This window comes from Actinoplanes sp. NPDC051861, assembly GCF_040681145.1.
Taxonomy (GTDB): Bacteria; Actinomycetota; Actinomycetes; order Mycobacteriales; family Micromonosporaceae; genus Actinoplanes.
Genome location: NZ_JBFAYE010000006.1, coordinates 106,476 through 119,344, shown reverse-complemented (window position 1 = coordinate 119,344; position 12,869 = coordinate 106,476). Strand labels below are relative to the sequence as shown.

The 12,869-nt window shown below is 70.5% G+C and carries 11 protein-coding genes; 2 read left to right on the top strand and 9 right to left on the bottom strand.

Going from position 1 to position 12,869, the window contains the following annotated elements; translation table 11 throughout:
- Positions 1 to 313: 313 nt before the first annotated feature.
- Together ggt and AB0M02_RS19230 are read right to left on the bottom strand one after the other, a co-directional pair.
- Positions 314 to 2,104, bottom strand: coding sequence for a gamma-glutamyltransferase (ggt, locus tag AB0M02_RS19235; RefSeq protein ID WP_364228472.1), 1,791 nt, complete (start codon positions 2,102 to 2,104; stop codon positions 314 to 316).
- Positions 2,105 to 2,180: 76 nt separating this feature from the next.
- Positions 2,181 to 3,677, bottom strand: a complete 1,497-nt coding sequence (locus AB0M02_RS19230; RefSeq protein ID WP_364228470.1) for an alpha/beta hydrolase — start codon at positions 3,675 to 3,677, stop codon at positions 2,181 to 2,183.
- 119 nt (positions 3,678 to 3,796) lie between these two features.
- On the opposite strand from AB0M02_RS19230, the gene AB0M02_RS19225 reads away from it, so the two are divergent.
- A complete protein-coding gene (locus AB0M02_RS19225; RefSeq protein ID WP_364228468.1) occupies positions 3,797 to 4,909 on the top strand; it encodes a PQQ-dependent sugar dehydrogenase in 1,113 nt (370 codons plus the stop codon).
- Between the two features lie 3 nt (positions 4,910 to 4,912).
- On the opposite strand, the gene AB0M02_RS19220 is transcribed toward AB0M02_RS19225, so the two are convergent.
- The 5 genes from AB0M02_RS19220 to AB0M02_RS19200 form a co-directional block, all read right to left on the bottom strand.
- Positions 4,913 to 5,164, bottom strand: coding sequence for a hypothetical protein (locus AB0M02_RS19220; RefSeq protein ID WP_364228466.1), 252 nt, complete (start codon positions 5,162 to 5,164; stop codon positions 4,913 to 4,915).
- 89 nt (positions 5,165 to 5,253) lie between these two features.
- Entirely contained in the window at positions 5,254 to 5,547 is a 294-nt protein-coding gene (locus AB0M02_RS19215; protein ID WP_364228464.1) for a hypothetical protein, read from the bottom strand.
- 10 nt (positions 5,548 to 5,557) lie between these two features.
- On the bottom strand, positions 5,558 to 7,213 hold the full coding sequence (locus AB0M02_RS19210) for a sodium:solute symporter family protein (RefSeq protein ID WP_364228462.1): 1,656 nt from the start codon (positions 7,211 to 7,213) through the stop codon (positions 5,558 to 5,560).
- 49 nt (positions 7,214 to 7,262) lie between these two features.
- Positions 7,263 to 7,922 carry an HAD family phosphatase gene (locus tag AB0M02_RS19205; RefSeq protein WP_364228460.1) on the bottom strand — a complete coding sequence of 220 codons (660 nt, stop codon included), beginning with the start codon at positions 7,920 to 7,922 and terminating at the stop codon, positions 7,263 to 7,265.
- Positions 7,919 to 8,776 (bottom strand): LLM class F420-dependent oxidoreductase, encoded by an 858-nt coding sequence (locus AB0M02_RS19200; RefSeq protein ID WP_364228458.1) that lies wholly within the window; start codon positions 8,774 to 8,776, stop codon positions 7,919 to 7,921. Before AB0M02_RS19200 ends, AB0M02_RS19205 begins: the two co-directional genes overlap by 4 nt.
- 209 nt (positions 8,777 to 8,985) lie before the next feature.
- Here AB0M02_RS19200 and AB0M02_RS19195 point away from each other — a divergent pair, with 209 nt between their 5' ends.
- A complete protein-coding gene (locus tag AB0M02_RS19195; RefSeq protein ID WP_364228457.1) occupies positions 8,986 to 10,008 on the top strand; it encodes a glycosyltransferase family 2 protein in 1,023 nt (340 codons plus the stop codon).
- 4 nt (positions 10,009 to 10,012) lie between these two features.
- Here the strand turns inward: AB0M02_RS19195 and fgd are convergent, their stop codons facing one another.
- Positions 10,013 to 11,008: a glucose-6-phosphate dehydrogenase (coenzyme-F420) gene (gene fgd, locus AB0M02_RS19190; protein ID WP_364228455.1), complete on the bottom strand. Its 996-nt coding sequence runs from the start codon at positions 11,006 to 11,008 to the stop codon at positions 10,013 to 10,015.
- A gap of 9 nt (positions 11,009 to 11,017) precedes the next feature.
- Complete coding sequence (locus AB0M02_RS19185; RefSeq protein ID WP_364228453.1) at positions 11,018 to 12,820, bottom strand: sigma-70 family RNA polymerase sigma factor; 1,803 nt, start codon at positions 12,818 to 12,820, stop codon at positions 11,018 to 11,020.
- Positions 12,821 to 12,869 lie beyond the last annotated feature (49 nt).

Below are 12,869 nucleotides of genomic sequence, written 5' to 3'. Positions count from 1 at the left end.
CCCGCCCTCAACAACGTTGCGTGCGGAGTTCGGCCCACCCACAAACCACAACTCAACACACCCCGCCGTGAACGACTTTGCGTGTGGAGTTCGGCCCTCCCACAAACCACAACTCAACACACCCCGCCGTGAACGACGTTGCGTGTGAAGTTCGGCCCTCCCACAAACCACAACTCAACACACCCCGCCCTCAACAACGTTGCGTGCGGAGTTCGGCCCACCCACAAACCACAACTCAACACACCCCGCCGTGAACGACTTTGCGTGTGGAGTTCGGCCTCCGTACGAGCCCGAACTCCACACGCAAGGGTTGTCAGCGGGGGTGGACCACAGCGGCCGCGCCGCCGCCTCGGCGGGTCGGTTCGGAGGAGGCGATGAAGCCGCCGCCCCGGGTGAACTCGATGGCGGTCGCCGCGCCGAGTTCGGCGACGTCCGCGGCGAACGTGTGTCCCAGCGGGGTGAGCGCCGGGCCGTACTGGGTGCGGAACGCCGCCTCCGCCTGGATGCCGGCGCTGTTGCGCTGCGAGGCCCGCGGCGCCGCCATCGCCTCGGGCAGGGTCATGCCCAGGTCGACGCGGTTGAGCAGGAGCTGCAGCACGGTGGTGATGATGGTCGCGCCGCCGGGCGAGCCGAGCGCCAGGAACGGCTTACCGTCCTTGAGAACGATCGTCGGCGACATCGAGCTGCGCGGCCGCTTGCCGGGGCCGGGCAGGTTGGGGTCGGGCGCGGTGCCCTGGGTGGGCGCGAAGTTGAAGTCGGTCAGCTCGTTGTTGAGCATGAACCCGCGTCCCGGCACCACCATGGTGTTGCCGCCGGTCGCCTCGATGGTGAACGTGTACTCGACGATGTTGCCCCACCTGTCGGCCACGGTCAGGTTGGTCGTGCTCTGACCCTGCTCGGTGGGACCGCCCAGCGTGGCCGGCGTGCAGCCCTCGGCGTTGATGTCACCGGGCGGGACCGGCTTGGTCAGCGCCTTCGTCCGGTCGATCTGGCAGGCCCGCTGCCCGGCCCACCGGTCGGAGATCAGCTCGCGGATGACCGCCGGTGAGGTGTTCGCGCCGACGTAGCGGTTCCGGTCGGCGAAGGCCAGGGCCGACGCCTCCAGGTAGTAGTGCAGCTTCTCGGTCGTGGTGGCCGAGGTGGGCAGGCCCTTCTCGATGATGTTGAGGGCCTCGCCGACCGCGGTGCCACCGCTCGACGGCGTGTTCATGCCGTAGATCGTGAGTCCCCGGTAGTCGGAGCGCGTCGGTGACGGGTACCGCAGGCGGTAGCCGGCCAGGTCGGCCTCGGTGAGGGTGCCGGGCCGGATCGGGTACGCCCACGTGCCGATCGGATCGGCGGCGACCGGCGGATGCTGCACCGTCTCGACCAGGTCCTCGCCGACCGCGCCACGGTAGAAGACGCCGGTGCCCTTCTTGGCGATCAGCCGGTAGGTGTCCGCCAGATCCGGGTTGCGCTGGACGCTGCCGACCGCGGGCGGCGCTCCCCCGGGCAGGTAGAGCTCGCGCGACGAGGTGAACTGGCCGAACGCCGCGGCGTTGTCGGCGACCTGCTGGCGGAACGTGGCGTCGACGACGAAACCGCGCTCGGCGACCCCGGCGGCCGGCTGCAGCAGGCTGGACAGCGACCTGGTGCCCCACTTGCGGGCGGCCGACTCCCAGGTGGCGAGCGTGCCCGGCGCACCGACGGAGAGTCCGCTGACGCGCGCCTCGGCGAAGTCGTACGGCAACCCGTCCGCCGGGTCGATGAAGTGCTTCTCGGTCATCGTGGCCGGGCCGGTCTCCCGCCCGTCGATGGTCGAGACCGAGCGCCGCTTGGCGTCGTAGTAGACGAAGAACCCGCCGCCGCCGATACCGGCCGAGAACGGCTCGGTCACGCCGAGCGTGGCGGCGGCCGCGATGGCCGCGTCGACCGCGTTGCCGCCGCGCCGCAGCACGTCCAGCCCGACGGCCGTCGCGTTGGCGTCGACGGTCGCGACCGCGCCGCCGTATCCGCTGGCGGTGGGCCCGAGGGCCGGTTGCCCGCCCGCGGAGGCCGGTGGGGACGCGACCGCGATCCCCAGGGTGGTCAGTGACAGCGCTGTCAGTGCGGGCAGGAACCGCATCGGCCCTCCAGGTAGGACAGTGTCGGTTGTCAATCCCTGCCTACCGGGCCGAGCCGTCCGGCACAACCGGGGAGACTCATCCGACCCCGTACGGCTCCGGCTCGATCGCCGGGCAACTCGCGCCCGGCTCCGGCAGGGTCAGGTCGAAGAGGTAACGATCCACGGCCCCGCTGACGCATCTGCTGTGGCTGTACGCGACGTGCCCCCACCCCTCGTAGGTGAGCAGCCGCGCGGCCGGGCCGAGCTTGTCGGTCAGCTGACGCGCCCAGGCGTACGCGGTCGCCGGGTCGTGCCGGGCGTTGACCAGCAGCACCGGCCCGCTCGCCGGCTGGATCGGCCGCTGCGGGTTGCTGGGCGGGATCGGCCAGCCGAGGCATCCGGCGGTGGCCGTCAGCACCAGCGGTGAGGTGAGCATCTGCGGTGCGCGTACCGCCATCTCCCGCAGCCGTTCGCGGTAGCCGGGATAGCCGTCGACCGGCAACGACCAGTCCTGGCAGACCACGGCCGGGAAGCTGTGCGGGGTCAGGTCGACCGGCATCCGCGCCCGCCGCCCGGCCGGTGCCGGCTGCTCCGCGTCCTGGACGTAGTGGGCGAACGAGTACCACTGCGGGTCGTAGAACGCGCTGAACGCCGCACCGATCAGATCCCAGGCGCGCAGCGTGCTCGGCGGGTCGTACGGGTCGATCAACGTCCCGGCGGCGGCCCGCTCCAGCAACTGCGCCCAGATGCTCTTGATGTCCCGTCCCCGCAGCACGCACCGGCTGTCCCGGGCGCACCATGCCACGAACTCGTCGAACGAGTCCTGCGCGGCCTCGGCGGCCTGGTCCATGAAGTCGGCGGCCGAGACGCTGTGGTCCATGACGCTGTCCAGCACCAGGGCGCGCAGGTTCCGCGGGTAGTACTCGCTGTACAGCTGGCCGATCAGCGTGCCGTACGAGGCGCCGTAGAAGTTGATCTGGGGCTCGCCGAGGGCGACCCGGACCGCCTCCATGTCACGGACCACGCTGATCGTGTCGGCGTGGTAGAAGGCCGGCCCGCTGCGGGACGCGCAGTCCGCCGCGAGCCGCTGGTTGAACGTCGCGATCTGCGCGAAGCCGGACTCGCTGACCGGCATCGGCGCCGGTTTCGTGTCGACCAGCGCCTGGTCGCAGAGGATCGGCGCGCTGCGGCCCACCCCGCGCGGGTCGATGCCGACGATGTCGAAGCGCTCGGCCACCTCGGTGCTGACGGACTCGACGTCGAGCGCCATGGTCACCGCGGAGGCGCCGGGACCGCCCGGGTTCACCATCAGCACCCCGAGCCGGCGGGACGGGTCTGAGGCCGGGCGGCGGGCCAGGGAGATCTCGATCTGCTGGCTGTACGGCGCCGCCCAGTCGGCGGGCACCCGCATGGTTCCGCACTGGACCAGCGCGTCCTCGGGACAGGGCTCCCAGGTGATGACGGCGGCACTGTCGTACCGGACCCGCGGCGGCACACCGGTACCCCGGTCCGCCAGGACCGGCTGTGGCGCGTACCCGAAAAGGGTTGTGAGGGTGATGATCGCGGCCGTGACCGGCCGTGCCAAAGCTCGCAAAACCCATCTCCGCCCTGCGCGACCGGCTCGCCGCGCGGCACCCATCTTGGGCAGGAGCGGCGCATCGAATCAGGCAAACAGCCACATTTAACGCAGACGAGCAGCGGTACGGTTGATAAATGACCTTCGCCCGGACCACCCGCCTGGCCCTCGCCGCGACCGGCGTCGCGGTGATGGCCGCCTGCTCCGACAACGGTTCCGCGGCACCGCCGACCGTGCAGCCGGTGCCCACCGTGTCGGTGCAGCCGTCGGTGACCGAGTCGGCTGCCACCGGGACACCCGATCTCGGATCGCCGGAGACGATCGCGACCGGGCTCGAGGTGCCGTGGGGCCTCGCGTTCCTGCCGGACGGCAGCGCGCTGGTGGCCGAGCGTGACAGCGGCCGGATTCTGCAGGTGACGGAAGGGGCGCAGCCGCGCGAGGTGTACCGGGTGGCCGGTGTCGACGCCGGCGGCGAGGGTGGCCTGCTCGGCCTCGCGGTCGCCGCGGACTACGCCGAGACCCGGTGGGTGTACGCGTACTTCACCGCCTCCGGCGACAACCGGATCGTGCGGTTCAAGCTCGACGGCGGCGGGCAGCCGGAAGTGATCTTCGACGGCATCACGAAGGGTGGCCGGCACAACGGCGGCCGCATCGCGTTCGGGCCGGACAGGATGCTCTACGTGGGCACCGGCGACGCCAGCGAGGAACCGCGCTCACAGGACCGGGACGATCCGAGCGGCAAGATCCTGCGGCTCACCCCGGAGGGGAGGCCCGCGCCGGGCAACCCGTGGCCGGGCTCGCCGGTCTGGAGCATGGGCCACCGCAACGTACAGGGCCTGGCCTGGGACGACCAGGGGCGGATGTACGGCATCGAGTTCGGGCAGAACACGTGGGACGAGGTGAACGTCATCCAGCCGGGCAAGAACTACGGCTGGCCCGACGTGGAGGGGCGCGGCGACGACTCGCGGTATGAGAACCCGATCGTCCAGTGGCGCACCGACGACGCCTCGCCCAGCGGCGCCGCGGTCTCCGGCGACACGCTCTACGTGGCCGCGCTGCGCGGGGAGCGTCTGTGGACCGTTCCGCTGAACGGCGGTACGACCGAGGCGAGGTTCACCGGGAAGTACGGCCGGCTGCGCACGGTCGCCGTGGCCCCGGACGGCTCGCTGTGGCTGACCACTTCGAACCGCGACGGCCGCGGCGACCCGCGCGACGACGACGATCGGATCCTTCGCTTCCCGGCCCGATGACGCCTACCCCCTGCTCGGGGGTAGCTGTGGCAGCGAGGAGATCGCGGTGGCGTACTGGGCCACCTGACGGTTGTTCGGCACGACGCCGTACACCCGCAGCTGGTCCTGGATCGCCTGCTTGACGATGTCCTCGGTCTGTCCTCGATGGGTTTGCATGACCTTGTTGACGACGTAGTCGACTCGGAGTTGCACCTGCCAGCCGGGGTCTCTGCGGCCACCCGTGCTGAGGCTGCTGATTGAGGAGAGGGGTTCCATGCCCCGGTTATCGGTTGCCGGGGTGAGCGGGTTGACGATTCGGGGTCACCCTGCAACGGGACGGCACCCGGACGGCACCGTCCCGGACATCAGGCCGCCCGCTCGTCGGGCGGAAGGGCGTCGCCGTCGTCCTCGGCGACCCGGGGCGGTACGGGCGGGTTGAGCCTGAGCCAGAGCAGCATGAGCAGCCCCAGCGCGAGCATCGCCAGGCCCATCCACAGGTTGATCCGGACGCCCTCCGCCTTGTCGATCTCGGACTGGCCGTCCAGCAGGCCGACCACCGAGACGATCAGGCCGTAGAGGATGAACAGGCCACCGATCACGGCGCGCACGTCGAAGAGCCGAGCCTTGGCGGCCACGCTCTCCTGGTCCTTGTCGGTCATGAATTCCACCTCACCAGACGGGGATGTACAGGGCGACGGCGATCACGAGGGCGATCGTGCCGAGCAGGACCGGGTTGCGCCACCAGACCTTCTCGCCGGCGATGATCACTTCACCGGAGGTGGTCGGGCCGCCAAGTCCGTACACAAGACCGCGCAGTTGATCGTCGCTCTTGCCCGGCGTGAACGGTGTGATCAGCAGGGCCACCACGACCGCGGTGACGAAGGCCAGGCCCGCGCCCCAGAAGCTCTCCTCCAGGTCCGAGTTGAAATGCAGGACCTCGGTCAGGTGCAGGATGTAGAGCGTCAGCGAGGCGAGGAAGCCGAGCAGCAGCGACCAGAAACCGGCCCACGCCGACATCCGCTTCCAGAACATGCCGACGATGAACGTGGCGAACAGCGGTGCGTTGAACAGCGAGAACAGCGCCTGGATGTAGTTCATGATGTTGTCGAACCCGGCCGCGATGAACGCCGTGCCGATGCCGACCAGGATGCCGCCGACCGTGGCGATCCGGCCCACCCGCAGGTAGTACCCGTCGCTGCGGTTCCGCCGGACGTAGGTCTGCCAGATGTCGTACGTGAAAACCGTGTTGAACCCGCTCACGTTCGCCGCCATGCCGGCCATGAACGCGGCGATCAGGCCGGTCACCGCCACACCGAGCACGCCGTTCGGCAGCAGATCACGCATCAGCAGCGGGATCACGTTGTTGTAGGTGTACGCGCCCTCCTCCGCGCCGAGGTCCGAGAAGAGCACCAGCGCGATCAGGCCGGGGAGCACAGTGATCGCCGGCACCAGCAGCTTCGGGAAGGCGCCGATGATCGACGTACGCCGGGCCGCATTCATGTCCTTGGCGCTCAGCGCCCGCTGCACCTCGGCGAAGTTCGTCGTCCAGTACCCGAACGAGAGCACGAAGCCGAGGCCGAACACGATGCCGATCCAGCTCGCACCGAGCGGGTTGTCGGTACCACCGGTGTCCGCCCAGGTGTGCAGCCCCGCCTCCCCCAACGGGCTCTGCCGCACCTTCTCGAACAGGCCGTCCACGCCGCCGACCTTGATCAGGCCGATGACGGTGACCGGGATGAGGCCGGCCAGGATCACGAAGAACTGCAGCACCTCGTTGTAGATCGCCGAGGACAGGCCGCCGAGCGTGATGTACACCAGCACGATCGCGGCGCCGACCACGATCGACGTCCAGAGCGGCCAGCCGAGCAGCGCCTGCAGGATCAGCGCGAGGGCGTACAGGTTGACGCCGGCGATGAGCACCTGGGCCACCGCGAAGCTGACCGCGTTGAACAGGTGCGTCGGCCGGTTGAACCGCAGCCGCAGGAACTCGGGGACACTACGGACCTTGGAGCCGTAGTAGAAGGGCATCATCACGATGCCGAGGAAGACCATCGCCGGTACGGCGCCGATCCAGAAGTAGTGGACGGTCATCATGCCGTACTGGGCGCCGTTGGCGGACATTCCGATGATCTCGAGGGCACCGAGGTTGGCGGAGATGAATGCCAAGCCGGTGACCCAGGCGGGCATCGAGCGCCCGGAGAGGAAGAAGTCCGAGCTGTTCTTGATCGCCCGGCGGGCGGCGAAGCCGACGCCCAGCACCGTGACGAAGTAGATCGTGAGAATGAGGTAGTCGACGAGTCCTACGTCGAGCCGGAGTTCATCCACGGGCCAACCTCCCAGCAGTCGGCCCGCGAATACCCGTATCGAAGAACGTTCACACCAGCGCGGCGACCGCCTCGGGAGTCACCTCACGGATGCCGCCGACGACGAGGCTGGCGCCGGCCAGCGCGTCCGGCGCCGCCGGGTAGACGCCGTGCGGCACCGCGATCACCGTGAGGCCGGCCGCGGCTGCCGAGCGCAGGCCGTTGCTGGAGTCCTCGATCGCCGCGCAGTCGGCCGGTGCGAGGCCGAGCTTGGCGACTGCGGTGAGGTAGACGTCCGGCGCCGGCTTGCCACGCGGAACCTCCTCGGTGGAGAGCGTCACCTCGAACGCGCCGGTCAGTCCGGCGGTCTCCAGCACCTGGTCGATCAGGACCCGGGCCGACGAACTGGCGAGGGCCAGCCGGTAGTGGGCGCCGAGAGCGCGTACGACCTCGACCGAACCGGGGATCAGCGGGAGCGCCTCGCGATAGCGACCGGCCATCCGGCCCAGCACGTCGGCCGCCACCTGCTCGGCGGTTCGCGGCACGCCCACCTCGTCGGCGAGGTGCGCCGACCACTCGCCGGTGCTCATGCCCATCATCCGGTCCTGGCTGTCCGGCAGGAACTCGCGCCCGAACTCGGCCACGTAGCCGCGCCGGACCTCCTCCCAGACCTCCTCGGTGTCGATGATGACGCCGTCGAGGTCGAAGACGACCGCCTTGATCCCGCTCACAGGTCCTCCAGGGCGGGGACGATCTCGTCGCGGAACAGCTCGAACCGCTTGGTGTCCCACGGCTCACGCACGCCGCCGTGCAGGACCGAGACGCCCATCGCGGCGAACCGCCGCGCGTCCTCGACGACCTGGGCGACGTCGTCGGTGAACCGGTAGAGGATCGTCTTCTCGATCTCGTCGTAGTCCCGGCCGACCGTGTCGCAGTGCCGCTTGAGCACGTCGAGCTTGTGCTGCAGCTCCGGGGTCGGGAACAAATTGCAGGCGTCCGCGTACTTCGCGACCAGCAGCAGTGTCTTCTTCTCCCCGCCGCCGCCGACCAGGATCGGCACGCGGGGACGGCTCAGCGGCAGCGGCGAGTTGAGCAGCCGGTCCAGCCGGTAGTGCCTGCCGGCGAACGCGGTCTCGTCGCCGTCGAACATCTGCCGGCAGATCCGCAGCGCCTCCTCCAGACGCTCGAACCGCTCGGCCGTGGGCGGGAACAGCAGGCCCAGCCCGGCCGACTCCTCGGCGTTCCAGGCGGCGCCGATGCCGAGGATGGCCCGGCCGCCGGAAAGCACGTCCAGCGTGGTGACCGCCTTGGCGAGCAGGCCGGGATCCCGGTACGTCACGCCGGTGACCAGGGTCAGCAGCCTGGCGCGGCGGGTGTGCGCGGCCAGGAAACCGAGTGCCGTGTACGCCTCCAGCATGTCGAGCTCGGGCGGCCCGTTCACGCCGATCTGCCACACGTGGTCCATCACGCTGATCCGGTCGAATCCGGCCTCGTCGGCGGCGGTGGCGATCGCGCCGAGAGTGGGACCGAGCTGGGGTGCGCCCTGAGGCCAGGTGAAGTTCGAGATATGGAGTCCGATTTTCACATCGATCACCTTACCCGCGCCGACGGCACCTTGTACGCACAGTGACCAACGCCAACACTTCGGCCCGCCGGGATGATCACCATCAACCCTTCGGCCGGTTGCCGCCCGGTTGCCGCCCGGTAGCTTCGTCCGTGCACCGACGCCGAGCACGGGAGCCTTTCCAGATGTCAGTCCCGCTGAATCGACGCGCTGCGGCTGGAAGCCGTCCGATGTCACCCTCCGTGAGCGTGGTGATTCCCGCCGGAACCACCGCCGCGCTGCCGCTGCTGCTCGGCGCCCTGCCGCCGGCGCACGAGGTGATCGTGGTCGTCGAGCAGGGCGAGGAGACCTCGGTCGCGCTGCCGCGGGCCGCTCGGGTGATCCGCCAGACCCGCACCGGTGTCGGCAACGCGATGGCCTGCGGTGTCGCCGCCGCCACCGGCGACGTGGTGGTCACGCTGGCCGCCGACGGCTCGTGCGACCCGGCCGACGTGACGCGGTTCGTGGCGGCGCTGCGCGACGGCGACGCCGACGTGGTCCAGGGCTCGCGCTACCTGGCCGGGACCCGTTCGGGCTCGTTCGCGCGGTGGGCCGACCTGATCGTGCTCTGGTTCGTGAACGTGCTCTTCGGCTGCCGGCCCACCGACCCGGGTTTCGGGTACCGGGCGTTCTGGCGCGACAGCGCCGACCGGCTGGGCCTGCCGCGGGTGGCCGGCACCGAACCGGTCCACGGCGACGGGCGCGAGATCGAGCCGCTGCTGACCGTGCGGACCGGCCTGGCCGGGCTGCACGTGGCGGAACTGCCCACCTCCGCCTATCCGCGGGTCGGGCGGGCCGGTGCTCCCCTGCTCCCGGCGCTGCGGGCTCTGTTCGCCGAGCGCAAGAACCGCCGCGACGCCGGGACCGAGCCGGAGAGCATCGTGATCATGACCGGTGGGACCACGCCGGAGAGCATCGTCAACAAGCCGCACGTGAACGACCGCTGGCTGGGCAGCCCCACCCGTGCCTGGCCGGCACCGAACCCGCCTCGGGCCGCCGGTCCGCTGCCGGCCATGACCCGGTTCGCCGGGACGGTCCAGCCCACCGACGCCGAGCTGTTCAACCGCCGCCGGTGGCGGGACAAACCGGACAGCAACCCGGATCGGGAGCCCGGCACCGCGCGGCGCCGGGTCCAGGGCCGGCCCAACCTGCGCGTGATCAACGGCGAGGGCAGCGGGACCGGGGGCACCCGGGGGCACCTCCGGTCCGTCTGACTCCTCAGCGGCCCCGCAGGCGGGGCAGGATCTCCGTCGAGTACAGCCGCAGGAACCGCTCCTGGTCCGGGCCGGGCGCGTGGAACACCAGGTGCTTGAAGCCCATGTCCAGGTATTCGGCGACCTTGGCGGCGTGCTCCTCCGGGTCGGAGGAGACGATCCACCGGGTGGCGGTCCGCTCGACCGGCAGGGCGTCGGCGAGGCGCTGCATCTCGACGGGGTCCTCGACGCCGGTCTTCTCCTCCGGCGAGAGGGCCAGCGCGCCCCAGTAGTGGGTGTCGTTGCGCGCCCGGTCCAGGTCGTCGTCGAACGAGACCTTCACCTCGATCAGCAGGTCCAGGTCGTCGATCTTGCGACCGGCCTTCTCGGCGCCCTCGGTGACCGCCGGCAGCAGCGTGTCGGTGTAGAGCCCGTGGCCCTTGCCGCTGGTGGTGATGAAGCCGTCGGCGATCCGGCCGGCCAGACGGGTGGCGGCCGGGCCGGAGGCGCCGATGTAGATCGGGACGGGCGTCGCCGGCTTGTCGTAGATGGTGGCGTTCTCGGTCCGGTAGAACTGGCCCTCGTAGCTGACCCGGTCCTCGGCCCACAGCTTCTGGATCAGCAGCACCGCCTCCTTGAGACGGGCGAACCGCTCCTTGCCGTCCGGCCACTGGGTGCCCAGCAGAACCTCGTTGAGAGACTCGCCGGATCCGACGCCGAGGATGGCGCGGCCCGGTGCAAGGCATCCGAGCGTGGCGAACGCCTGCGCGACCACGGCGGGGTGGTAGCGGAACGTCGGCGTGAGCACGCTTGTTCCGATCAAAACATTTTGGGTACGCGCGGCGAGCGCGCCGAGCCACGGGAGTGCTGCCGGAGCGTGCCCGCCGTCGTGCCGCCACGGTTGCAGGTGATCGCTGACGAAGACCGAGTCGAAGCCCAGCTCTTCGGCGAGGATGCCGTACCTGAGCAGTTCCGCCGGCGCGAACTGCTCCGCCGACGCCTTGTACCCGAACCGAATCATGTTCGAAGACTATCCCGCTGCCCGGTACGCCTTCCCCGCCTCGGTGGGAGTCGTCGCGTTCCTGTAGAGGCCGAAATCCACACTGTCGCCGACGGCCGGAAGACCGAAGTAGGCGTACCGCTGGACGAACGAGCGCTTCTCCAGGCCCGCGGTGGTGCCCTTGATGAAGCGGACCTTCTGCGCGTCGCTCGCGTACTTCGGGGAGCCGCCGAAGTTGATCAGGCCGAACTCGGTGACCCAGATCGGCTTGTCGTAGCGCTTGTGCACGGCGTCGACGTAACCGAGGAACTGGTTGACCGAGGCGGCGCTGAAGTCGGAGCCGTACCAGTGCAGGGCGATCGCGTCGACCCGCAGGCCCCGGTCGGACGCGCCCGTCATGAAGCGGTCCAGCCAGCCACCGGGCGTGTCACCGCCGAACGCCACCGCCGGGCTGACCAGCTTCATGCCGGTCGCCTCCAGCCTGGGCCAGGCGTCGAGGGCGGCCTCCACGGACATGTTCGACTGCTCGGCGAGGTCCGGCTCGTTGAAGCCGAGCAGCACACCGTCGCCCTCGGCCTTCGCCTCCTTCAGGGTGGCGTCGGTGACGTTCTGAGCGCCCCAGATCATCGGGACGAACTCGACGCCGGCCGGGCCGGGCACCTCGTTGTCGTTGGGCGACCAGGAGTAGTACCAGGAGGCGCCGACGTCCTTGAGCGCGCCCTTGGAACCGGCGAACTTCCAGACCGCGGCGCCCTTCTTCGCCGACTTCTCGGCGGGCGGCGGCGGTGCCGGGGCGCTCGGCTTGGCGGACGGGGACTTCGACGGCGTGACCGACGGGGACGGCGACGGGGTCGTGGGGGCGGGGGCCGAGGGCACCAGGGTGGCGACGGCCGCCGGGGAGATCGGCACCGCCGGGTCCTCCTGGGTGGCCAGGACCGCCGCCGTGCCACCGCCGACAGCGCCGACCGCGAGGACACCGGCCAGCACCTTGTTGGCCATGGTGGCGCCGATCTTCGCTCCGACGGACTTCGCCGCGCTCGTAGCCGTACCAGAAAGGGTGTGGCCGAAGGCGGAGCCGAGGCCGGACGGAAGCGGCACCAGGGCCATGCCGGCCAGCAAGCGTTCCGCGGCAACCAGGTTGTCCCAGGCCGGGGCGCAGAGGCGGCATTCACGGGTGTGCCGGGCGATGCGCTTGCGCCACAGCGAACCCGGCCGGCCGTCCCAGTTCTGGGTGAGGACCATGAGGTCGGGGCAGCGGGGCGCGCGGTTCAGCACCCGGACCACCGCCCGAGCCGTCTCCAGCTGCGCCTTCATCCGCTGGACCCGGACCGCGGCGTGCTGGCGGTTCACCCCCACGGCGTCGGCGATCTCGTCCCGGGTCAGCTCGCCGGAGGCCTCCAGCCACCAGAGCGAGAGCAGCTCGCGGTACTCCTCGTCGAGCCAGCGGGTGGCCTCGGCTGTCTCCCGGCGCTGGCCGGAGAGCTCGAGGCGGGTGATCGCCAGATCGGTGAAGTCGGCGCCCGGGTCGCGCAGGTCCTCGTCGAGCAGGGCGTCCGGGGCACTCTGCCGGGTGCGGAAGCGCTCACGCACCTGCCGCACCGTGATCGCCACGAGCCAGGAGCGGAAGGCCTCCGGGTCGCGGAGCTCACCGAGGCTGCGCAGCACCCGGATCATGACCTCCTGCACGACGTCGTCGACGTCCGCGTGCCCCTCCAGCGCCCGCCCGACGATCGTGTAGACGAGTGGGAGATAACCGGCGATCAGACGGTCGACCGCGGCCGGGTCCCCGGCCCGGGCGGCCAGCACCGTCGCGGTGTCCGGTTGTCTCGTCATCTGTGCCACCTCTCTGACCCGCGCATCCGCGCCGGTAAGGGAGACGGCT

Coding starts and splice junctions, on each gene's coding strand:
- ggt (WP_364228472.1), bottom strand. CDS start 2,104: ATGCGGTTCCTGCCCGCACTGACAGCGCTGTCACTGACCACCCTGGGG.
- AB0M02_RS19225 (WP_364228468.1), top strand. CDS start 3,797: ATGACCTTCGCCCGGACCACCCGCCTGGCCCTCGCCGCGACCGGCGTC.
- AB0M02_RS19220 (WP_364228466.1), bottom strand. CDS start 5,164: ATGGAACCCCTCTCCTCAATCAGCAGCCTCAGCACGGGTGGCCGCAGA.
- AB0M02_RS19215 (WP_364228464.1), bottom strand. CDS start 5,547: ATGACCGACAAGGACCAGGAGAGCGTGGCCGCCAAGGCTCGGCTCTTC.
- AB0M02_RS19195 (WP_364228457.1), top strand. CDS start 8,986: ATGTCACCCTCCGTGAGCGTGGTGATTCCCGCCGGAACCACCGCCGCG.
- fgd (WP_364228455.1), bottom strand. CDS start 11,008: ATGATTCGGTTCGGGTACAAGGCGTCGGCGGAGCAGTTCGCGCCGGCG.
- AB0M02_RS19185 (WP_364228453.1), bottom strand. CDS start 12,820: ATGACGAGACAACCGGACACCGCGACGGTGCTGGCCGCCCGGGCCGGG.